Below are 20,524 nucleotides of genomic sequence, written 5' to 3' on the forward strand. Positions count from 1 at the left end.
ATCGCGGACCCACAAGCGGAACGAACAATTTCTGCTATCCAAATAGCGTCGGGATCCATGGCGCGAGCGCGGCGAAGTCGCGCACGCAGCGTGCGCGGTCGCCCGCGCTTCCGCCTCTTCGCCAACGGCGGGCCGGGGATCTGCAAATCACCCGGCCCGGTCAGTGGCAACCACGCCCCGATCAATCCGGCGCCCGGCCCTCGTACATATAGTCCCGCCGCCACGGGTAGGAGGGGTCGGCGGGATTGTCCAGTTCATCCCCGCGCCCGGTCGCGGGCTGCTGGGCCAGAATCTGGTGCAGCGCGATCCAGCCGTGCTGGAAGGCCATCGCGCAACCCGCCAGGTACAGCCGATAGGCGCGCAGCGAGCGCTCGCCCTGCTCTCCACCCAGTATCCGTGCCGCCTCGGGCAGCCGGGCTTCGAGCCCATCGCTCCATGCCCACAGGGTGCGCGCGTAATGCGGCCGCAGGTTCTCCAGATCCAGGTCCTCGAGCCCGCCGTTGGTCAGGGCTTCCATCACCACGCTGATATGCGTGAGCTCGCCGCCCGGGAAGATGTACTTCTCGATGAACTCGCCCATGCCGTTGCCCAGCTCCGGGTTGTACACACCGGCCGCGGTGATGCCGTGGTTCATGATCAGCCCGCCCGGCTTGAGCAGCCGGCGCAGCTTGGCGAAATAGCCATTCAGTTGGGCACGGCCCACATGCTCGAACATGCCCACGGACGCGATCTTGTCGAAGGGCGCGGACTCGTCCAGCTTGCGGTAGTCCAGCAGTTCGATGCGCACGCGGCCGCCCAGGCCCTTTTCCTGGATCAGCTTCGTCACGTACGCATGCTGGTTGCGCGACAGCGTAATGCCGGTGGCATCCACGCCGTAGCACTCGGCGGCCCACAGCAGCAGCCCGCCCCACCCCGCCCCCACATCCAGAAAGCGTTCGCCGGCGCGCAAGCGCAGCTTGCGGCAGATGTGGTCCAGCTTGGCCTCCTGGGCCTGCGCCAGCGTCATGCCGGGCGTCCGGAAATAGGCGCACGAATAGACGCGGCGCGGGTCCAGCCACAGCCCGTAGAAGTCGTCGGACAGGTCGTAATGGAATTCGATCTGCCTGGCGTCGCGCTCGGCCGAATGCCGCCACACCGACATCACCTTGCGCACCAGATCGGTCAGCCAGCCGCCGCGCGCGGCGTCCACTGGAGACCCCGGCAAAAGCGCCGACGCCACCGCCATGACGTCGCGCATGCTGCCCTCGATATCGATGCGGCCCTCTACATAGTCCTGTCCCAGCACGCCCACGGCGCCCTCGGCCAGATGGACCAGCGCGGCCTTGTCATGCGTCACGAACCGGACTCTGGGATCCGGGGGGCCGAGCACGGCGCCATCGGGCAGCACGAGCTGGACGGGGACCGGCAGCGCCTGAAGCTTGCGTTCCACAATAGACAGCAAAGGATTCATGGCGGCTCCTCCAAATACGTGAGAACACCAAAAACTCTATCGGAAAACACCTGCAATCTGCCAGTAAGGCAGCCCATGATAAAGTCGCTGGCTTGGCGCAAATCATGCAATTGCACACGCCCGCGCCCTGCCTCTGCGTTTTACCGCGACCTACATGCCCCCACCAACACAAACCTTCCGCAGTGGCCTGCCCGGTTGGCTCATTCTCATGGGCGCACTGACGGCCATCGGCCCGTTCGCCATCGACATGTACCTGCCCGCGTTCCCCACGATCGCGGCGAACCTGGGTGTGTCCCGCGGCGATGTCGAGCGCACGCTGGCGGCCTATCTGATCGGGCTGGCGATGGCGCAGGTGTTCTACGGCCCCATGGCCGACCGCTTTGGACGCAAGCCGCCGTTACTGGTCGGCCTGGCGCTGTTCATGGTGGCTTCGCTGGGTTGCGCGCTGTCGGGCTCGGTCGAGGCGCTGACCGGCTGGCGCGTCGTGCAAGCCATGGGCGGCGCGGCCGGCATCGTCATCCCGCGCGCGGTCATCCGCGACCACTACGAAACCCATGAAGCCGCGCGCGCGATGTCGCTGTTGATGCTCATCATGGGCCTTGCTCCCATCCTCGCGCCCTTGGCCGGCGGCCAGCTCCTGGCCATCACCTCGTGGCGCAGCCTGTTCTGGGTGATGCTGGCGGGCGGCGCGATGCTGATGGTCGCGGTCACCCTGATCATGAAGGAATCGCTGGCGCCGGAACGCGTGGTGCCGTTGCGCTGGAGCACCATCCTGCACAACTACCGCGCCCTGTTCGCGCACCGGGGCTTCATGGCGCACAGCCTGGCGGGGGGCTTCGGCCAGGCCGGCATGTTCGCCTACATCATCGGTTCGCCGCGTGTCTTCATCGAACTCTACGGCGTGCCGCCGCAGTATTACGGCCTGCTGTTCGGCACCAATGCGCTGTCGCTCATCATCTGTTCGCAGATCAGCGCCCGCCTGCTGCGCACCTATACGCCGCGCCAGCTCCAGCGCAACGCCCTCACGTCGCTGGCCTGCGCCAGCCTGGCCGCCGTGGCGCTGACGCTTGCGGGCTGGATGACGCTGCCGCTCCTGATGCTGTGCCTGATCGGGTACATGGGTAGCCAGGGCTTCGTGAACCCCAACTCGGCGGCGCTCGCGCTGTCGGACCAGGGCAAGCGGCTGGGCGCGGCGTCCGCGCTATTGGGGACACTTCAACTGTCCTGCGGCGCGCTGGCGGGGTTCGCCGTCAGCGCCTGGCAAACCGACAGCGCCCTGCCGCTGACGACCACGCTGGCGGCCTGCGCCTGCCTGTCCTGGATATCGGGCCGCGTGGCGCAATCGCACACTGCCTAGCCTGCCCGCTTGATTTACTTACGAATTTCGTATTAGAATCTAAGTCTTCACATGAAGTTTCCCGTGCTGGTCTACTATGCTTTGTAGTTCAGCACTCTGACCCCCAACCGCGTAGCGTCAAGAAGCGGGTGGCAGGCAGCGGGTATAAGCACGGGGCGGAAACACTCCCCCCTCATCCACTAAGACTGGGTGGCCGGACCAGGCAGCGCACAGCGCAGCCCATACAGTCCGGCGGCTAAAACCCTGTCTACCCCCACACAGCGATGCGCGGCAAGAACGACACTTAAGAGGTGCATCCATGGCACGCGTATGCCAAGTGACCGGCAAAGGCCCGATGGTGGGCAACAATGTTTCGCACGCGAACAACAAGACCAAGCGTCGCTTCCTGCCCAACCTGCAATCGCGCCGGTTCTGGGTTGAAAGCGAAAACCGCTGGGTTCGCCTGCGCGTCTCGGCCAAGGCCATCCGCACGATCGACAAGAACGGCATCGAAGCCGTGCTGGCCGAAATGCGTGCCCGCGGCGAAATGGCCTAATCGGCCTCCCCGCCAATCTACATACTAGGAGCACGACATGGCCAAAGGTATCCGCGAAAAGATCAAGCTCGAGTCGACTGCCGGCACGGGTCATTTCTACACGACCACCAAGAACAAGCGCAACATGCCCGAGAAGATGCTGATCAAGAAGTTTGATCCGGTCGCTCGCAAGCACGTGGACTACAAGGAAACCAAGCTGAAGTAATTCAGCCGGTATCCCGCGCGTCGAAAGGGCCCTGCAAATTGCAGGGCTTTTTTTATTGGCGGCGGGCGGGGATCAGAACGTTTCCGGGTGGGGCGGCGGGGCAACTATTCCATTTGCCGCATCGCGGAAGCGCATGTTTCAATTAGGCCGCCAGCCGCGGCGCCCCCTGGGCGCGCCTACGCCCGATTCCTCTTTAGCCTGCGATACTGCCATGATCCGTCCCTGCCTTACCCTGATGCGCCGCGCACTCGCGCCCGCACTTCTGGCCCTGGCGCTGGCTCCTGCCGCTCCTGCCGTCGCGAAAGACAAGGAACCGCCGATCCGCATCGGCGAGATCAACAGCTACAAGGCCATACCCGCCTTTCTGGGCCCCTACAAGAAGGGCTGGCAACTCGCGCTGGAAGAGGTCAACGCCGCGGGCGGCGTACTCGGCAGGAAGCTTGAAGTGGTTTCACGCGACGACAACGGCAACCCCGGCGACGCAGTGCGCGCCGCCCAGGAGCTGCTGGCGCGCGAAAAGGTCGAGCTATTGTTCGGCGGCTTTCTGTCCAATACCGGCCTGGCGCTGACCGACTTCGCCAAGCAGCAAGAGGTCTTCTTCCTGGCTGCCGAACCGCTTACCGACAAGATCACCTGGCAGGAAGGCAACCGCTACACCTACCGCCTGCGCCCGTCCACCTGGATGCATGTGGCGGCGCTCGCCCCCAAGGCGCTCGCCTTGCGCAAGAAGCGCTGGGCCATCGTCTATCCCAACTATGAATACGGGCAGTCCGCCGTGGCCACGTTCAAGGCGATGATGACGTCCTTCCAGTCCGACGTCGAGTTCGTGGCCGAGCAGGCCGTTCCGCTGGGGAAGGTGGATGCCGGCGCCGTCGTGCAGGCCTTGGCCGATGCCAAGCCGGACGCCATCTTCAACGTGCTGTTCGCCGCCGACCTGACCCGCTTTGTGCGCGAAGGCAACACGCGCGGCCTGTTTGAAAACCGCGCAGTGGTGTCTGTATTGTCGGGCGAACCCGAATACCTGGAGCCGCTGGGCGCCGATACGCCCACCGGCTGGATCGTCACGGGCTACCCCTGGTACGCCATCGACACGCCGGCCAACAACACTTTCGTCGAGGCCTACAAGAAGCGCTACAACGAAACGCCCAAGGTGGGATCGGTGGTCGGATACGCGTCGCTGATGTCTATCGCCCAGGGCCTGAAGGCGGCCGGCTCCGTGGACACGGAAAAGCTCGTCGACGCCTTTGCGGGGCTGAAGGTCGACACCCCCTACGGCCCCGTCCAGTACCGCAAGATCGATCATCAATCGACAATGGGCGTGTACGTGGGCGTGACCGCGCTGGAAGACGGCAAAGGCATCATGAAGGACTTCGTCTATATAGACGGCGCCCGGCTGCAGCCGCCCGACGAACAGGTCCGCAAGATGCGTCCGGCGCACTGATGAGCGTTTCCGGGCTGCTGCTGCAGCTGCTCAACGGCCTCGCGGACGCCAGCGCGCTGTTTCTGGTCGCCGCGGGCCTGTCGCTGATTTTCGGCGTGACGCGCGTCGTCAACTTCGCGCATGGCTCGTTCTACATGCTGGGCATTTACCTGGCCTGGACATTCACCCGCTACTTCGGCGATGGCGCCGGCTACTGGGCCGGCCTGCTACTGGCGGCGCTGACCACCGGCGTGATCGGCGCCGCGGCCGAACTGCTCGTGCTCAAGCGCCTGTACCGCGCCCCCGAACTGTTCCAGTTGCTCGCCACGTTTGCCCTGGTGCTCATCATCGGCGACGCCACGCTGGCCCTCTGGGGCCCCGAAGATCTCTTTGCCGCCCGCGCCCCCGGCCTTTCGGGGGCCGTCCAGATCCTGGGCCGCCGCTATCCCCAGTATGACCTCCTGCTGATCGCGGCGGGCCCGGTCGTCCTGGGCCTGCTCTGGCTCCTGCTGATGCGCACGCGCTGGGGCAGGCTGCTGCGGGCGGCGGCGGAAAACCGCACGATGCTGGCCGCGCTGGGCGTGAACCAGGCCTGGCTGTTCACCTCCGCCTTTACCCTGGGCGCCTTCCTGGCCGGCCTGGGCGGCGCGCTGGCTGCGCCGCGCGTGCCGGCCACGCTGGGGCTGGACCTGGAAATCATCGCCAGCGCGTTCGTGGTCGTGGTCGTGGGCGGCCTGGGATCGATTCCGGGCGCCTTCCTGGCGGCCTTGCTCATCTGCTCCATCAAGGCCGTGTTCGTCTTCCTGGGACAGGTGCAGATCGGCCCCTGGGTCTTCAATCTGTCCAAGCTGACGCTGCTGGCCGAATTCGCGGTGATGGCCGTGGTGCTGGTGGTGCGGCCCTGGGGCCTGCTGGGCAAGCCGCCCGCCCCGAGCTCGCACGCGGGCATGCCCGAGCGCCCCATCGCTCCGGCCGGCCCCCGCCTGCGGCTGGCCTATGGCGTGCTGCTGGCGCTGCTGGCCCTGGTGCCGGTCGCCACCCTGTACTGGCCCTATCTCAGCATCCTGATGACCGAGATCCTGATCGCCGCGCTGTTTGCGGCCAGCCTCCACTTCCTGACCGGCATCGCCGGCATGACCTCGTTCGGCCATGCGGCGTGGTTCGGCCTGGGCGCCTATGGCGCCGCGCTGCTGCTGAAGCTGGCCGCCGTGCCCATGGAAGCGGCCTTGCTGCTGGGCCCCTTTGCCGCCGCGTTCGGCGCGCTGGTGTTCGGCTGGTTCTGCGTGCGCCTGTCCGGCGTGTATCTGGCGATGCTCACGCTGGCCGTCGCGCAGATCCTCTGGGCACTCACCTATCAATGGGACGATGTCACGGGCGGCAGCAACGGCCTGACCGGACTGTGGCCATCGGCCTGGCTGGCGCAAGGCCCCGGGTTCTACTACGTCACGCTCGCACTGTGCGCGGCGGGGGTCTGGTGGCTGCGCCGCCTGGCATTCTCGCCGCTGGGCTACGCGTTGCGCGGCGTGCGCGATTCCGCCTTGCGCGCCGAAGCGCTGGGCATGGACACGCGGCGCGTGCAGTGGGCAGGCTTTGTCGCCGCGTCCTTCGCCGCGGGCCTGGCCGGGTCGCTCTACGCGTTTTCCAAGGGCAGCATCGCGCCCGACGTGCTGGCGGTGAGCCGCTCGGTCGACGGCCTGGTCATGGTGCTGCTGGGCGGCATCCAGACGCTGGCCGGACCGCTCGTCGGCGCGGCGTCGTACACCTGGCTGCAGGACGCCGCCGCGCGCAGCACCGAGTACTGGCATGCCGTGCTCGGCCTGGCCATCCTGGCCCTGGTCATGGCCTTCCCGGAAGGCCTGGCGGGCGCGGCCGCGCGCCTGCGCAGGAGACCCGCATGAGCCAGGCCGCCCCGCTGCTGCAGGTCAGCAACCTGCGGAAATCGTTCGGCGGCATCGACGCGCTCGCCGACGTGTCCTTCACGCTCGACGCCGGCCGCATGCTGGCCCTGATCGGGCCGAACGGCGCCGGCAAGTCCACCTGCTTCAACGTGCTGGGCGGACAACTGCGCCCGGACTCCGGATCCGTCCGTCTGGACGGGCGCGAACTGGTCGGCCTGTCGGCCGGCAAGATCTGCCGGCTGGGCGTGGGCCGCAGCTTCCAGACCGCCGCCACCTTCCGTTCCATGACGGTGCTCGAGAACGTGCAGACGGCCTTGCTGTCCCGCGACCGGCTGCTCTTGAACCCCTGGCGCCGCGCCGCCCGGCATGCCGCCGACGAAGCCATGACCCTGCTATCCCAGGTGCAGATGGCCAACAAGGCGGGCGAGGCCTGCGGCACGCTCGCCTATGGCGACGTCAAGCGGGTCGAGCTGGCGATGGCGCTGGCGCATCAGCCGCGACTCTTGCTCATGGACGAGCCGACCGCCGGCATGGCCACCAACGAGCGCCATGCGTTGATGCGCCTGACCCGCCAACTGGCGGACACGCAGCGCATCGCCGTCCTGTTCACCGAGCACAGCCTGGATGTGGTCTTCAAGCACGCCGACCGCATCGCCGTGCTGGTGCGGGGCAGCCTGCTGGCCGAAGGAACGCCCGCGGCGATCGCGGCGGACGAACGCGTCAAGGCCGCCTATCTGGGCACCGAAGCGCCTCGGTCCGCCTGAGCGCAAGGCGCGGCGGGGCGTGGGATCAGCCGTCGCGCTGCGGACTCTCGGGCTGGCATTCCCAGAAGATCTTGGCCTGGCATCCCGCACAGATCCCACGGTCCAGCTTGGCGTAGATGGCGTGCAGCGCCGTCGCCTTGTCCGGGAAGATATGGTCCGCGCCCAGCCGATCCAGGAACCCCGTGCGGCGCCACATGTCCAGCACCTCGGGCCGCGGCCGGTGGAAGTACAGGTCCCCGCCCATGGCGCGCCTGGCCGTCAGTTCGTCGTCCCAGACCTGGGCGCCGGCCAGGTCGATGAAGTTCATGCTTTTCGCCATCACCAGCAGATGGCGCGGCGCGCCCGGCGCCGCCCGCAGGTCATGCAGGCGCTGCGCCACGTGCGCGGCCGCGCCGAAATAGACCGAGCCTTCCATGCGCAGCAGCTTCAGCTGGGGACATTCCGGCAAGGCGTCCTGCTGATGTTCCAGCACGATGAAGCGACGGTCCAGTCCGCGCGAATCGAACCCCATCGTCCGCATCGCGGGACGCGACGTGCGGTGCAGGTAGACCATCAGCGACAACACCGTGCCCAGCAGGATCGCCACCTCCATGCGGATGGTGATCGTGGCCGCCAGGGTCGCGCCGGCGATGGCGCATTCGCCCGGCTGCGTGCGGATCAAATGCCGCCAGCGTGGAATGTCCAGCAGTGTCCAGGCCACCAGCAGCAGCAGACCAGAAATTGCCGCGTGCGGGATCATTGCCAGCAAGGGGGCCGAAACGGCCACCAGCACCACCAGCAATACCGCCGAGAACACGGACGCCAGCGGCGTCTTCGCGCCGGCTTCGTAGTTTGGAATCGACCGGTTCAGCGACCCGCAGGACAGGTAGCAGGAAAAAAAACCGCCGACGATATTGGAGAGCCCCTGCCCCACGAATTCGCGGTTCGCGTCGATGCGCTGGCCCGAGCGCGAGGCCACGGCCTTGGCGATGGAAATGGACTGCGCCAGGGCCACGATGGTCAGCGCGAACGCCAGGCTCAACAGGTCAGGCAGCGCGCGCCAGTCGATGCTAGGCACATGAAACGGCGGCCATGGCTGGGCCAGCGCGCCCAGCACCGGCACCGGCGTCCCGCCGCGCGTTTCCATCAGCGCATTGAACGCCGCGGCGGCCAGCGCGCCGGCCGCGAGTCCCGCCAACATATAAGGCTTGCGCTTGTCCAGCCTACGCACCAGCAAGGCGGCGCCCAGGGTCACAAGCGCCACCAGCAAGGCGCCGGGATGCACTTGCCCGATGTGCGTGGCCAGGCTTGCCAGCAAGGCGCCCGCGCCGTGCGACGCCGGCGACGGCAGGCCCAGGGCGTCCTTCAGCGCATGCACGGCGATCAGCAAGGCCGCTCCGCTGGTGAAGCCAAACAATGCCGATGGCGATATGAAATGCGCGAGCGACCCGAGCCGCAAGGTGCCGACCAGCCATTGCATCACGCCAACCATCACCGTCACGGCCAGCGCAAGCTGGATATAGGCGGGACTGCCGGCCGCCGCCAATGGGGCCAGCACCGCGAACAGCGCCAGCGAATTGGCGTTGGTCGGGCCGGACATCACATGGCGGCTGGAGCCGAACAAGGCGGCGACAATACAGGGAACGATGGCGGAATACAGGCCGTACTCGGGCGGCAGCCCCGCCAGCGTGGCAAATGCCACGCCCTGCGGCAGCACCAGCAAGGCGCCCAGCAGGCCCGCGACCAGATCGGCGCGCAGGGTCAGCCTGCTGACCTCGTCCACCCACGAGCCGAACAGCCGGCGCGCAACGTTCATCCCCCCCTGCATCATCCTTTTCTATTCCTTGGCCAACGGCTCTCGAGCCTGTCCGAGCATCGCGAAAGCGCGGCCGGATTTTCTTCCCCGCCGGGCTTACGCCGGAACAGGGCAAGGGCATCTAGCGTAATCGCTCGCACGGACGCGCGCAACGCGCGCCCGGCGGCGCGGATCGCCTCCGGTTCAGCCGGCCTCGCCGCCGCGACGCGCCTTCATGGCCTGGCCGATGGCGGCCAGCGCAGCGTCGGAAATCAAGCGCGCCGCCATGGGCAGCAGCTCGTCTTCCTCGCGCTGGATGTGCGCGGCATAGGCCTCGGTGAACGCCTGCACCTGCTGCGGCGGCAGGTCCGCCGGACGCCCCTCGGCGATCTCGGACAGCGTCTGGCGCAGCGGCCCCCACAGCCCGGCCAGGCGCCGATGGTCCGCCATCAGCCCGTCCACCAGCGCGTGCAGGCAGACGGCGTCGGACCCGGCCATGGCCTCGATCAAGGCCGGGAACAGGTCTTCTTCTTCGTCTTCATGATGATGGGCGGCCGCCGTGTCGAAATACCGGCGGACGCTGGCGGCGGCGGTTTGCGCCGTCGCGTCGCTGCCGCGCCCAGGCAGGTGCGCGGCCAGGCGCGCCAAGGTGGCGCATTGGCGCGAGATCCGCCCGTGGCAGGCCGACAGCAGCGCCAGCGGATCGTCCGCCCCCGGCGCCGGCGCCGGACCTCCAGGAAAGCTTACTGCCATCGCATGCCTCCGTCAGTGCTTGTGTTATCCCTCGGAACCCCGCCACCACAGGCGGATGGAATCCCATGCGCGCCCCGCGAATCCCGCCTCGGCCACCGGTTCCAGCGCCACGACGGGGAACTGCATGGCCGGCTTGCCGTCCACCAGCACGCGCAGCGCGCCCACCGTGGACTGGGTCGCGATCGGCGCCACCAGAGGCGCTTGCGGCGCCCAGACGGATTCGACCTTGGCCCCCGCGGGCACCGTCACATAGGCGTCCCGCGCGAAACCCGCCTTCAGGCTGTCGCGCTGGCCCTTCCAGACCTCGGGCGTGGCAACGGCCTGTCCGCGCGCATACAGCTTGATGGTATTGAACCCCTGGAAGCCCCACTCCAGCAACTCTCGGCTTTCCTGCGTGCGCAGCTTGTCCGACGCCGTGCCCACCACCACCGTGATCAGCCGGCGCTGGTCGGCGCCATTGGGCCGGTGCGCCGTGGCGACGATGCAATACCCGGCCGATTCCGTATGGCCGGTCTTCAAGCCGTCCACGCTGGGGTCCAGCCACAGCAGGCGATTGCGGTTGGGCTGGGTAATCTTGTTGAAAGTGAATTGCTTGGCGGAATCGTAGGTCTTGTAGAGCTGCGGATAGTCCCGAATGAAGCGCGCGGCCAGAATGGACAGGTCGCTCGCCGTGGAATACGTGTCCGGATCCGGCAGGCCATGCGGGCTGGCGAAACGCGTGGCATGCAGGCCCAGCCGGGCGGCCGTGTCGTTCATCCGCGCCACGAAGGCCTCGACGCTGCCGGACACGGCCTCGGCCAGCGCGATGGCCGCGTCATTGCCGGACTGGATCATCAGGCCGCGCAACAGATCGTCCACCGTCACCTTCGATCCGGGCTCCAGGAACATTTTCGAACTGCCCGCCGGCACCTTCCAGGCCCGCGTCGAGACCGTGACCAACTGGCTGGGGGATAGCTCCTTCTTGTTCAGGGCCTCGAATACGACGTAGGCCGTCATGATCTTGGTCAGGGATGCCGGCTCGATCCGGGTCGTGGCCGCGTGCGACGCAATGACCTGCCCGCTGGTCTCGTCCAGCAAGAGCCAGGCCTTGGCCGACAGCGCAGGCGCGGGCATCGTTTGCGCCATGGCGCCGGAAATACACGCGGTCGCCACGAGCAGGCTCGCCGCCAACTTCTTCATCAACATATAGCTGCTTACTTCCATGCATGGTTTTTTCTGATGGCGGACCCAAGCGCGAACGCTTGAATCCAGGCACTGCGGCGCGATGCCGCCTGCGCGCGCCGCCCGCAATTGGAACACGCTGGGCGCCATAGGTTCACCAGGCGCGAATTTCCCGCATAACCCCCCGCGATTGTCACGACATCTTGCAATAGCCCTTCTACAAAGCACTTTTCTGCGTCGAAAACAACAAACAGTGGCTAAATACCCGCTAGAAAGGCGCATTAAGCGCCGCTCTTCCGCTATCATCGGGCGCGTAGCGTCAAACGCCGATACCCGGCGCGCGCTGCTCCATGTCCTCAACATACGGATTTTGACCATGGCCACGAAAGCAAAAGCTCCTGCCAAGAAAGTCACCAAGCCCGCCGTCAAGGCGCCCGCAAAGAAGGCAACCGCCGCCAAACCCGCTGTGAAACCCGCGGCAAAGAAGGTCGTCGCCGCCAAGAAGGTCGCTGCTGCACCCAAGGCCATCAAGGCTGCTCTGAACAAGACCCAGCTCATCGCCTACATCGTTGAGCAATCCGGCGTCGAAGCCAAGTCGGTCAAGGCCGTCCTGACCAGCCTGGAAACCTCGGTGCTGGGTTCCGTGGACAAGAAGGGCGCTGGCGAATTCACGCTGCCCGGCCTGTTCAAGGTCGCCGTGCAAAAGGTTCCCGCCAAGGCCAAGCGCTTCGGCAAGGATCCCTTCACGGGCGAAGAGCGTTGGTTCCCCGCCAAGCCGGCTTCGGTCAAGGTGAAGGTTCGCCCGCTCAAGAAGCTGAAGGACGCCGCGCAGTAATTCTTGCCGCGCAGTATCCGGTCAAGCCGGGAAGGGCCCGCCTCGAATAGAGGCGGGCCCTTCTTTTTTGCGCGGCGCTTTGCGCGCGGCCGCGCTCGCTGCTAGAATTTATCTTCACGTAAAGAAACTTCACGTAGAAATATAATTCCGCCCTTATGAATGACCTCGTCGATCAAGCGATTTCGCAGTGGAACAAGGAATGTCCCGGCCAGGACTTCGCCGCCATGTCGGTGGTCACCCGCGTGTTCCGCTTGAACGCGTTCGCCGCCCGCAACGTGAACCGGAGTTTTCGCCGCCACAATCTGCACCAGGGCGAATTCGACGTGCTGGCCACGCTGTACCGGACCGGCGCCCCCCACGCGATGAATCCGCAGAAGCTGGTCGAAGCCCTGTTGCTGACATCCGGCGCGATGACCAACCGCCTGGACCGGCTTGAACAGGCGGGCCTGATCGTGCGCAACCCCAACCCCGACGACCGGCGCGGCATCATCGTGTCGCTCACCCCGACGGGCCTGCGCACCATCAAGCTGGTGTTGAAGGACTATATGAAGGACCTGAACGAACTGCTGGAACCGCTGGCCGCCGCCGAGCGCCGGCAATTGGCGGGTTTGCTGAAGAAGCTCCTGATCAAGCAGGACCAGGAAACCCCGGGCAGCGTCGGCGCCTGACGCCCCCACTTCCCATTCCGGCTCCGCCCTCTTTCGCCTCGGACTCATGAACTCCGCATCACAAGCCACTCCCCCACCGGCGCTGAGCGCGCCGATCATCCTGCTGATGTCCGTGGCCACCGGCCTGGCCGTCGCCAGCAATTACTATGCACAGCCCTTGCTGCACACCATCGGCGAACAGTTCGCCCTGTCGAACGCCGCGGCGGGCGCCATCGTCACCACCGCGCAGTTGAGCTACGCGGTGGGGCTGATGCTGCTGGTGCCCTTGGGCGACATGTTCGAGCGCCGCCGCCTGATCGTCGTGATGAACCTGCTGGCGGCCGGCGGATTGCTGATTTCCGCCTTCGCCACCAACATCGCCGCCCTGATCGTCGGCACCGCCCTGACCGGCATGCTGTCCGTCGTGGCCCAGATCCTGGTGCCGTTCGCCGCCACGCTGGCCGCGCCGCATGAGCGGGGCAAGGCCGTCGGCACGGTCATGAGCGGACTGCTGCTGGGCATCCTGCTGGCCCGGACGGTTGCCGGAGCGCTGGCGGACGTGGGAAGCTGGCGCACGGTGTATTGGGTGGCCGCCATTCTGATGCTGGCCATGTCCGCGGCGCTGTGGCGCGTGCTGCCCCGCTACCAGAGCCCCACGTCGATGAGCTACCCCCGCCTGCTGGGCTCGATCCTGCGCATGTTCATCGAAGAACCCCTGTTCCGCGCCCGTTCCCTGCTGGGCGGCCTGCTGTTCGCCGCCTTCAGCATGCTGTGGACGCCGCTCACCTTCCTGCTGGCCAGCCCGCCCTACCAATACAGCAACACGACCATCGGCCTGTTCGGCCTGGCGGGCGCCGCGGGCGCCTATGCCGCCAATCGCTTCGGACGGCTTGCCGACCGCGGCCTGGGCAACCTGGCTACCCGCGTCGGCTTGCTGCTGCTCCTGGGGTCCTGGGGCCTCATGGCCTTCGGCCAGGCCTCGGTCATCGCCCTGCTGGCCGGCATCCTGGTACAGGATCTGGCGATCCAGGGCGTGCATGTCACCAACACCAGCGCCATCTACCGCCTGCGGCCCGAAGCCCGCAGCCGCCTGACCGCGGGCTACGTGACCTGCTACTTCATCGGCGGAGCGTCCGGTTCGCTGGTATCGTCCTGGCTGTACGCCCATTTTGGCTGGCCCGGCGTGGTCACCGCGGGCGCCGTCCTGGGAGCCGTCACGCTGGCTTATGGCGCCCTGGCGTCAAGCGCGCGCATCCCCGAAACGGCCTCTCCCCCTGCCCGCGCCTAGCACCTCCTATAATCAGGGGTTTTGACCGTCTCCGCGCCCCGGCGCGATGGGGCGGCTCACCCCTTTTCGCCACCGCGCACGAGCCCATGCAGGAACGCTACCTCCCCACTACCGTCGAAGCGGCCGCCCACCAAGACTGGCAGGCCCGGGACGTCTATCTGGTCCACGAACACGCCACGAACCCCGACGGCTCCGAAAAGCCCAAGTTCTACGCCTGCTCCATGCTGCCCTATCCCAGCGGCAAGCTGCACATGGGCCACGTGCGCAACTACACCATCAATGACATGATGGCCCGCCAGCTGCGCATGCGCGGCTACAACGTACTGATGCCCATGGGCTGGGACGCCTTCGGCATGCCGGCGGAAAACGCCGCCATCAAGTCCAAGGTGCCGCCCGCCAAGTGGACGTACGACAACATCGCCTACATGAAGAAGCAGATGAAGGCGATGGGGCTCGCGATCGACTGGTCGCGCGAAATGTGCGCCTGCGATCCGCAGTACTACAAGTGGAACCAGTGGCTGTTCCTGAAGATGCTCGAAAAGGGCGTGGCCTACCGCAAGACCCAGGTCGTCAACTGGGATCCGGTGGACCAGACCGTGCTGGCCAACGAACAGGTCATCGACGGACGCGGCTGGCGCTCGGGCGCGCTCGTCGAAAAGCGCGAGATCCCCGGCTACTACCTGCGCATCACCGACTACGCCGACGAGCTGCTCGGCGCCGTGCAGAACGATCTGCCCGGCTGGCCGGAACGCGTGCGCCTGATGCAGGAAAACTGGATCGGCAAGTCCGAAGGCCTGCGCTTTGCCTTCCCGCACAAGATCGCCGGCCCGGATGGCCAGTTGATCCAGGACGGCAAGCTGTACGTCTTCACGACCCGCGCCGACACGATCATGGGCGTGACCTTCTGCGCCGTGGCGCCGGAACACCCCCTGGCCACGCATGCCGCGCGCGCCAATCCGCAACTGGCCGCGTTCATTGAACAGTGCAAGCTGGGCGGCACGACCGAGGCCGAAATGGCCACGCGCGAAAAAGAAGGCATGCCCACCGGCCTGTTCGTCACGCACCCGGTCACGGGCGCCGAGGTCGAGGTCTGGGTCGGCAACTACGTGCTCATGACCTACGGCGACGGCGCCGTCATGGGCGTGCCGGCGCACGACGAGCGCGATTTCGCCTTCGCCAAGAAATACAGCCTTCCCATCGTTCAGGTCGTGGACGTGGCGGGCAAGGAATACTCCACCGGCGCCTGGCAGGAATGGTACGGCGACAAGCAGTCGGGCCGCACCATCAACTCCGGCAAGTACGACGGCCTGGCCTACAAGGAAGCCGTGGACGCCATCGCCGTGGATCTCGGCGCGCAAGGCCTGGGCGAAAAGCAGACCACCTGGCGCCTGCGCGACTGGGGCATCTCGCGCCAGCGCTACTGGGGCACCCCCATCCCCATCATCCACTGCGCGGATTGCGGCCCCGTCCCGGTGCCGGAAAAAGACCTGCCCGTGGTCCTGCCCGATGACCTGATCCCCGACGGCAGCGGCAACCCGCTAGCCAAGAACGAAGCCTTCCTGTCCTGCGCCTGCCCGAAGTGCGGCAAGCCCGCGCGCCGCGAAACGGACACGATGGACACCTTCGTGGACTCGTCCTGGTACTTCATGCGCTACACCTCGCCTGGCAACGACACCGCCATGGTCGATGCGCGCAATGACTACTGGATGCCGATGGACCAGTACATCGGCGGCATCGAGCACGCCGTGCTGCACCTGCTGTATGCGCGTTTCTGGACCAAGGTCATGCGCGACATGGGCCTGCTGAACTTCGACGAGCCCTTCACCAAGCTGCTGTGCCAGGGCATGGTGCTGAACCACATCTATTCGCGCAAGACCGCCCAGGGCGGCATCGAGTACTTCTGGCCCGAAGACGTCGACAACGTCTACGACGACCGCGGCGCCATCGTCGGCGCCAAGCTGAAGTCGGACGGCTCCGCCATCGTCTATGGCGGCGTGGGCACGATGTCCAAGTCCAAGAACAACGGCGTGGATCCGCAATCGCTGATCGATACGCTCGGCGCCGACACGGCCCGCCTGTTCGTCATGTTCGCCAGCCCGCCCGAGCAGACGCTCGAGTGGTCCGATTCCGGCGTCGAAGGCTCCAACCGCTTCCTGCGCCGCCTCTGGTCGATCAGCTACGCGCAACGCGACGCAGTGGCGCGCGGCCTGGCCCACGGCGCCGACTGGACGCAAGCCCCGGCCGCCGTCAAGGACCTGCGCCGCGAGGTCTACTCGCTGCTGAAGCAGGCCGACTACGACTACCAGCGCATCCAGTACAACACCGTCGTGTCCGCCTGCATGAAGATGCTGAACGCCATCGACGACGCCAAGCTGCCCGAAGGCGCCCCCGCCGACGCGGCATACGCCGAGACGCTGGGCGTGCTGCTGCGCGTGCTGTACCCGGTCGTCCCGCACATCACCTGGCACCTGTGGCAGGACCTCGGTTACGCCAAGGAACTGGGCGATCTGCTCGACGCGCCGTGGCCGCACGTGGACGAGGCCGCGCTGGTCGCCGACGAAATCGAGCTGATGCTTCAGGTCAACGGCAAGTTGCGCGGCTCCATCCGCGTGGCCGCCAAGGCCGCCAAGGAAGACATCGAGGCGCTCGCCGCCAGCCAGGAAGAGGTCACCCGTTTCCTGGAAGGCCGTCCGCCCAAGCGCGTCATCGTGGTGCCGGGCAAACTGGTCAACGTCGTAGGCTGATGAGGTCAAGCATGCACTTCGCCGGGCAACAAACGCATCTTCCCCGCCAATCCTGGCTGCTGCGCGGCGCCTGCCTGGCGCTGTTCATGCTGCTCACCGCCTGCGGCTTCGCGCTGCGCGGCGTGACCCCGATGCCGTTCGAAAGAATGTACGTGGGCATCCCGGACAACACCCAATTCGGCGCCGATGTGCGCCGCGCCCTGCGCGCGGCGTCACCCGACACGAAACTGGTGGAAAAGCCCAAGGAAGCTCAGGCCATTCTTCAGCAGGTGTCCGATTCGCGCACCTTGCGCGAGGTCTCGCTGAACGCCCAAGGGCGTGTCGAATCCTACGAACTCGGCATCAACTACACGTTCCGCCTGATCGACGCCGAAGGCCGCGCGCTGATCCCGGACACGACGCTGTCCATCTACCGCGAAATGCCTTACGACGACCAGGTCGTGCAGGCCAAGCAGGGCCAGATCGAGACCCTGTTCAAGGCCATGCAGCGCGATCTGGTATCGCGCCTGCTGCGCCGTATCACGGCACCCGACGTGCGCAAGGCGTTCGAAAACGCGGAAGAACGCGGCGAAAATAGCCAGGTTCCGCTGTTCGATCCGAACCAGCCGCAGCAACAGCGTGTGCCCACCCCGTGGCAGACGCCGTCCGTCACCGACCCGACCAACGTGCGCTAGTTTCATGGCACAGCCTCTGGACGCGGATCGCCTGGCCGAACACCTGCAGCGGCCGGGCAACCGGCTGGCGCCGCTGTACACGGTGTCCGGCGACGAGCCTCTGCTGGTAACAGAGGCCGTGGACGCGCTGCGCGCGTCCGCGCGCAACGCCGGCTACACCGAGCGCCTGTCCATGGTCATGGACGCGCGCAGCGACTGGAGCTCCGTCACCGCCGCCACCCAGAGCGTGTCGCTGTTCGGCGACCGCCGCATCCTTGAAATCAAGATCCCCACCGGCAAGCCGGGCAAATCCGGCGCCGACACCCTGGCGAAACTCGCCGAACAGGCCGAAAAGCAGGCGGATCCGGACACCCTGGTATTGATCGCCCTGCCCCGGCTGGACAAGGCCACCCGCGAAAGCCGCTGGGTCCAGGCGTTGAGCCGCGCCGGCATGATGGTCGACATCGCCAACATCGAACGGGGCCGCCTGCCCGCCTGGGTCGGCATGCGGCTGGCCCGCCAGAACCAGCGCGCCGACAGCGCCACGCTGCAATGGATGGCCGACAAAGTCGAAGGCAATCTGCTCGCCGCCCACCAGGAAATCCAGAAGCTGGGCTTGCTGTACCCCGAAGGCCAGCTTGCGGCGCAGGACGTGGAGCGCGCCGTGCTCAACGTGGCACGCTACGACGTGTTCGGCCTGCGTGATGCGATGCTGGCCGGCGACATCGGCCGCACCATCCGCATGATCGATGGCTTGCGCGCCGAGGGCGAGGCCCTGCCGCTGGTGCTGTGGGCGGTCGGCGAAGAAATCCGCCTGCTCGCCCGCGTCGCCGAGGCGCGCGCGCTGGGCCAGGATGTCAACGGCCTGATGCGCCGCCTGCGCATCTTCGGCGCCCACGAACGTCTGGCGCTGCAGGCCCTGAGCCGGGTCCAGCCCGGCGTCTGGCCCGCCGCCGTGCAGCACGCCCACGAAGTCGACCGCTTGATCAAGGGCCTGTCCGTGCCCGGGCGCCTTTCAGACCCCTGGGAAGAAATGACCCGGCTGGCGTTGCGCGTCGCCGCCGCCGGCGGACGACCGTGAAGGCGGCATAGCCGCCGCCTTCGCCTTGCTCCCATCCGGTCGGCCGACCGGATTTCGCCCGGCCATCCGCCGGATATACACTGATTCTTCAGGCGGCGCCCGCGCCGCCCCACCTCCATGACCGACGCCGCCATGTCCTCGTCCTCCATCGAACAAGCCATGATCGCCCTGGGCGAGAATGCCCGCCGCGCCTCGCGCGCCATGATGCGCGCCAACAGCGCCGCCAAGAACCAGGCGCTGCTGGCCATGGCCGACGCGCTGGCCGCCAGCCATGACGAGCTGAAGGCCGCCAACGAACAGGACGTCGCCGCCGCCCGCGCCAATGGCCTGGAACCGGCGCTGCTGGACCGCCTGACCCTATCGGACAAGACGCTGGCGCATATGGCCGAAGGCCTGCGTCAGATCGCCGCCCTGCCCGACCCCATCGGCAGCATCACCGCCACCACCGTGCGGCCCAATGGCATGCGCGTCGCGCAGATGCGGGTTCCGCTGGGCGTGATCGGCATCATCTACGAATCGCGTCCCAACGTCACCATCGATGCCGCCGCGTTGTGCCTGAAATCCGGCAACGCCGCCATTCTGCGCGGCGGCAGCGAGGCGCTGCACTCCAATATCGCGCTGGGCCGCATCGTGCAGTTGGGCCTTGCGGCCGCCGGCCTGCCGCAGGACGCGGTGCAGGTCGTGGCCACCGCCGACCGGGCCGCCGTCGGCAAGCTCATCACCATGACCGAGCACATCGACGTCATCGTGCCCCGCGGCGGCAAGGGCCTGATCGCGCGCCTCTCCCAGGAGGCCCGCGTGCCGCTCATCAAGCACCTGGACGGCAACTGCCACATCTACATCGACGCGGCCGCCGACCCGGACAAGGCGCACGCCATCGCCTTCAACGCCAAGACCTATCGCTATGGCATCTGCGGCGCGATGGAAACGCTGTTGGTCGACGCGGTGGCGGCGGTCTCCATCTTGCCCAGCCTGGCCGCGGCCTTCGCCGAGCACGGCGTGGAACTGCGCGGCTGCCCGCGCACGCTGGCGCTGCTGCCGCACGCCACGCCGGCCTCCGAGGAAGACTGGGCCACGGAATTTCTGGGGCCGATCCTGGCCGTGCGCATCGTCGACACGCTGGACGACGCGCTCGAACATATCGCGCGCTGGGGATCGGGCCACACCGAGGCCATCGTCACGGAAGACCTGTCCGCGGCGCAGCGCTTCCAGCGCGAGGTCGACTCCAGTTCGGTCTACGTCAATCTTCCGACCTGCTTTGCCGACGGCTTCGAATACGGCCTGGGCGCCGAGATCGGAATCTCCACGAATCGGCTGCATGCGCGCGGCCCCGTGGGGCTGGAAGGCTTGACCACGCTGAAATGGATACTGACCGGCGAGGGCCAGGTGCGCAGCTGAACCGCCGCCGTCCGCGCCCCCGCCATCGCGCCGGGACGCGAGCCCTGAGCGCCGGGCGCGAGCCCTGACGCGGCCCTGAACACGCGGCCGCGCCAAGCCTTCTACAATACGGCCAGAGTTTTCGTTCCGCCTTCTTTTCATCCCGACGCGGCGCCGCCGCGCATTTTTGAGATCTCCCATGCATTCACCAGTCATGGCCATGGCCTTCAGCCTCTTCGTGCTGTGCTTCATCACCTGCTCGATCAGCGGCATCGTCCTGTTCTTCTTCAAGAGCAAGCAGATCAACGCCACCCTGAAGCACCCCTTTCTGCAGCACCGCCCGTTCAGTCAGTATCCGCTGTCGATCCAGGCGGCGATCATGCTCGACTACTTCTTCCGCCTGATGTTTCCGGGCACGCGCTTCTGGCTCGTCGGCAACGCCAATGACCTGCTCGGCCACGTCGATCCCAAGAAGACACCCCTGTCCCTGAAATGGCCGATCGTCGGCTTCTGGGGTTCCTGCTGGCTGGGCCTGATCGCCATGATCGTTCTCTGGATCATGCTGTATCTGGGGACCTGAAC

General features: G+C 66.8%; 18 protein-coding genes. 14 read left to right on the forward strand and 4 right to left on the reverse strand.

The features are described 5' to 3' along the window. Positions 1-181: 181 nt before the first annotated feature. Positions 182-1,450 carry a class I SAM-dependent methyltransferase gene (locus ASE30_RS24225; RefSeq protein ID WP_082601717.1) on the reverse strand — a complete coding sequence of 423 codons (1,269 nt, stop codon included), beginning with the start codon at positions 1,448-1,450 and terminating at the stop codon, positions 182-184. A 208-nt stretch (positions 1,451-1,658) separates the two neighbouring features. On the opposite strand from ASE30_RS24225, the gene ASE30_RS24230 reads away from it, so the two are divergent. The 6 genes from ASE30_RS24230 to ASE30_RS24255 all read left to right on the forward strand — a co-directional run bounded on the left by ASE30_RS24230 (position 1,659) and on the right by ASE30_RS24255 (position 7,629). Beyond that, the gene (locus ASE30_RS24230) at positions 1,659-2,807 is read left to right on the forward strand and encodes a Bcr/CflA family multidrug efflux MFS transporter (RefSeq protein ID WP_057286825.1); all 1,149 of its coding nucleotides are present in this window, start codon (positions 1,659-1,661) and stop codon (positions 2,805-2,807) included. A 298-nt stretch (positions 2,808-3,105) separates the two neighbouring features. Further along, positions 3,106-3,342, forward strand: coding sequence for a 50S ribosomal protein L28 (rpmB, locus tag ASE30_RS24235; protein WP_050447723.1), 237 nt, complete (start codon positions 3,106-3,108; stop codon positions 3,340-3,342). Positions 3,343-3,379: 37 nt separating this feature from the next. Beyond that, the gene (gene rpmG, locus ASE30_RS24240) at positions 3,380-3,547 is read left to right on the forward strand and encodes a 50S ribosomal protein L33 (protein ID WP_003810296.1); all 168 of its coding nucleotides are present in this window, start codon (positions 3,380-3,382) and stop codon (positions 3,545-3,547) included. A 211-nt stretch (positions 3,548-3,758) separates the two neighbouring features. Continuing rightward, positions 3,759-4,988 (forward strand): ABC transporter substrate-binding protein, encoded by a 1,230-nt coding sequence (locus ASE30_RS24245; protein ID WP_057286826.1) that lies wholly within the window; start codon positions 3,759-3,761, stop codon positions 4,986-4,988. Next, a complete protein-coding gene (locus ASE30_RS24250) occupies positions 4,988-6,865 on the forward strand; it encodes an ABC transporter permease (protein WP_057286827.1) in 1,878 nt (625 codons plus the stop codon). Before ASE30_RS24245 ends, ASE30_RS24250 begins: the two co-directional genes overlap by 1 nt. Beyond that, positions 6,862-7,629, forward strand: a complete 768-nt coding sequence (locus tag ASE30_RS24255; protein WP_057286828.1) for an ABC transporter ATP-binding protein — start codon at positions 6,862-6,864, stop codon at positions 7,627-7,629. Before ASE30_RS24250 ends, ASE30_RS24255 begins: the two co-directional genes overlap by 4 nt. Before the next feature lie 25 nt (positions 7,630-7,654). Here ASE30_RS24255 and ASE30_RS24260 read toward each other — a convergent pair whose 3' ends face one another. The 3 genes from ASE30_RS24260 to ASE30_RS24270 form a co-directional block, all read right to left on the reverse strand. After that, positions 7,655-9,424: a SulP family inorganic anion transporter gene (locus tag ASE30_RS24260; RefSeq protein WP_057286829.1), complete on the reverse strand. Its 1,770-nt coding sequence runs from the start codon at positions 9,422-9,424 to the stop codon at positions 7,655-7,657. A gap of 183 nt (positions 9,425-9,607) precedes the next feature. Continuing rightward, on the reverse strand, positions 9,608-10,156 hold the full coding sequence (locus ASE30_RS24265) for a hemerythrin domain-containing protein (RefSeq protein WP_057286830.1): 549 nt from the start codon (positions 10,154-10,156) through the stop codon (positions 9,608-9,610). Positions 10,157-10,180: 24 nt separating this feature from the next. Beyond that, complete coding sequence (locus ASE30_RS24270; protein WP_082601731.1) at positions 10,181-11,341, reverse strand: D-alanyl-D-alanine carboxypeptidase family protein; 1,161 nt, start codon at positions 11,339-11,341, stop codon at positions 10,181-10,183. 352 nt (positions 11,342-11,693) lie between these two features. Between ASE30_RS24270 and ASE30_RS24275 the strand changes: the two genes are divergently transcribed. From ASE30_RS24275 to ASE30_RS24310, 8 genes are all read left to right on the forward strand, one after another. Beyond that, on the forward strand, positions 11,694-12,152 hold the full coding sequence (locus ASE30_RS24275; protein ID WP_057286831.1) for an HU family DNA-binding protein: 459 nt from the start codon (positions 11,694-11,696) through the stop codon (positions 12,150-12,152). A 155-nt stretch (positions 12,153-12,307) separates the two neighbouring features. Continuing rightward, positions 12,308-12,820 carry a MarR family winged helix-turn-helix transcriptional regulator gene (locus tag ASE30_RS24280; RefSeq protein WP_057286832.1) on the forward strand — a complete coding sequence of 171 codons (513 nt, stop codon included), beginning with the start codon at positions 12,308-12,310 and terminating at the stop codon, positions 12,818-12,820. A 46-nt stretch (positions 12,821-12,866) separates the two neighbouring features. Then, positions 12,867-14,087 carry an MFS transporter gene (locus tag ASE30_RS24285; RefSeq protein WP_057286833.1) on the forward strand — a complete coding sequence of 407 codons (1,221 nt, stop codon included), beginning with the start codon at positions 12,867-12,869 and terminating at the stop codon, positions 14,085-14,087. 86 nt (positions 14,088-14,173) lie between these two features. Next, positions 14,174-16,831 (forward strand): leucine--tRNA ligase, encoded by a 2,658-nt coding sequence (leuS, locus tag ASE30_RS24290; RefSeq protein WP_057286834.1) that lies wholly within the window; start codon positions 14,174-14,176, stop codon positions 16,829-16,831. Positions 16,832-16,842: 11 nt separating this feature from the next. After that, a complete protein-coding gene (gene lptE, locus ASE30_RS24295) occupies positions 16,843-17,505 on the forward strand; it encodes an LPS assembly lipoprotein LptE (RefSeq protein WP_057286835.1) in 663 nt (220 codons plus the stop codon). Positions 17,506-17,509: 4 nt separating this feature from the next. Next, positions 17,510-18,565 (forward strand): DNA polymerase III subunit delta, encoded by a 1,056-nt coding sequence (gene holA, locus ASE30_RS24300; RefSeq protein WP_057286836.1) that lies wholly within the window; start codon positions 17,510-17,512, stop codon positions 18,563-18,565. A 117-nt stretch (positions 18,566-18,682) separates the two neighbouring features. Further along, entirely contained in the window at positions 18,683-19,963 is a 1,281-nt protein-coding gene (locus ASE30_RS24305; RefSeq protein ID WP_057286837.1) for a glutamate-5-semialdehyde dehydrogenase, read from the forward strand. 178 nt (positions 19,964-20,141) lie between these two features. Further along, a complete protein-coding gene (locus ASE30_RS24310; protein WP_200964475.1) occupies positions 20,142-20,522 on the forward strand; it encodes a hypothetical protein in 381 nt (126 codons plus the stop codon). Positions 20,523-20,524 lie beyond the last annotated feature (2 nt).

It is taken from the genome of Achromobacter sp. Root83, assembly GCF_001428845.1.
In the GTDB taxonomy this organism is placed as follows: domain Bacteria; phylum Pseudomonadota; class Gammaproteobacteria; order Burkholderiales; family Burkholderiaceae_B; genus Achromobacter.

Excerpts from the sequence above, each read along its gene's own strand:
- ASE30_RS24225 (WP_082601717.1), bottom strand. The coding sequence starts at position 1,450 with ATGAATCCTTTGCTGTCTATTGTGGAACGCAAGCTTCAGGCGCTGCCG.
- ASE30_RS24230 (WP_057286825.1), top strand. The coding sequence starts at position 1,659 with ATGGGCGCACTGACGGCCATCGGCCCGTTCGCCATCGACATGTACCTG.
- rpmB (WP_050447723.1), top strand. The coding sequence starts at position 3,106 with ATGGCACGCGTATGCCAAGTGACCGGCAAAGGCCCGATGGTGGGCAAC.
- rpmG (WP_003810296.1), top strand. The coding sequence starts at position 3,380 with ATGGCCAAAGGTATCCGCGAAAAGATCAAGCTCGAGTCGACTGCCGGC.
- ASE30_RS24245 (WP_057286826.1), top strand. The coding sequence starts at position 3,759 with ATGATCCGTCCCTGCCTTACCCTGATGCGCCGCGCACTCGCGCCCGCA.
- ASE30_RS24250 (WP_057286827.1), top strand. The coding sequence starts at position 4,988 with ATGAGCGTTTCCGGGCTGCTGCTGCAGCTGCTCAACGGCCTCGCGGAC.
- ASE30_RS24255 (WP_057286828.1), top strand. The coding sequence starts at position 6,862 with ATGAGCCAGGCCGCCCCGCTGCTGCAGGTCAGCAACCTGCGGAAATCG.
- ASE30_RS24260 (WP_057286829.1), bottom strand. The coding sequence starts at position 9,424 with ATGAACGTTGCGCGCCGGCTGTTCGGCTCGTGGGTGGACGAGGTCAGC.
- ASE30_RS24265 (WP_057286830.1), bottom strand. The coding sequence starts at position 10,156 with ATGGCAGTAAGCTTTCCTGGAGGTCCGGCGCCGGCGCCGGGGGCGGAC.
- ASE30_RS24270 (WP_082601731.1), bottom strand. The coding sequence starts at position 11,341 with ATGTTGATGAAGAAGTTGGCGGCGAGCCTGCTCGTGGCGACCGCGTGT.
- ASE30_RS24275 (WP_057286831.1), top strand. The coding sequence starts at position 11,694 with ATGGCCACGAAAGCAAAAGCTCCTGCCAAGAAAGTCACCAAGCCCGCC.
- ASE30_RS24280 (WP_057286832.1), top strand. The coding sequence starts at position 12,308 with ATGAATGACCTCGTCGATCAAGCGATTTCGCAGTGGAACAAGGAATGT.
- ASE30_RS24285 (WP_057286833.1), top strand. The coding sequence starts at position 12,867 with ATGAACTCCGCATCACAAGCCACTCCCCCACCGGCGCTGAGCGCGCCG.
- leuS (WP_057286834.1), top strand. The coding sequence starts at position 14,174 with ATGCAGGAACGCTACCTCCCCACTACCGTCGAAGCGGCCGCCCACCAA.
- lptE (WP_057286835.1), top strand. The coding sequence starts at position 16,843 with ATGCACTTCGCCGGGCAACAAACGCATCTTCCCCGCCAATCCTGGCTG.
- holA (WP_057286836.1), top strand. The coding sequence starts at position 17,510 with ATGGCACAGCCTCTGGACGCGGATCGCCTGGCCGAACACCTGCAGCGG.
- ASE30_RS24305 (WP_057286837.1), top strand. The coding sequence starts at position 18,683 with ATGACCGACGCCGCCATGTCCTCGTCCTCCATCGAACAAGCCATGATC.
- ASE30_RS24310 (WP_200964475.1), top strand. The coding sequence starts at position 20,142 with ATGCATTCACCAGTCATGGCCATGGCCTTCAGCCTCTTCGTGCTGTGC.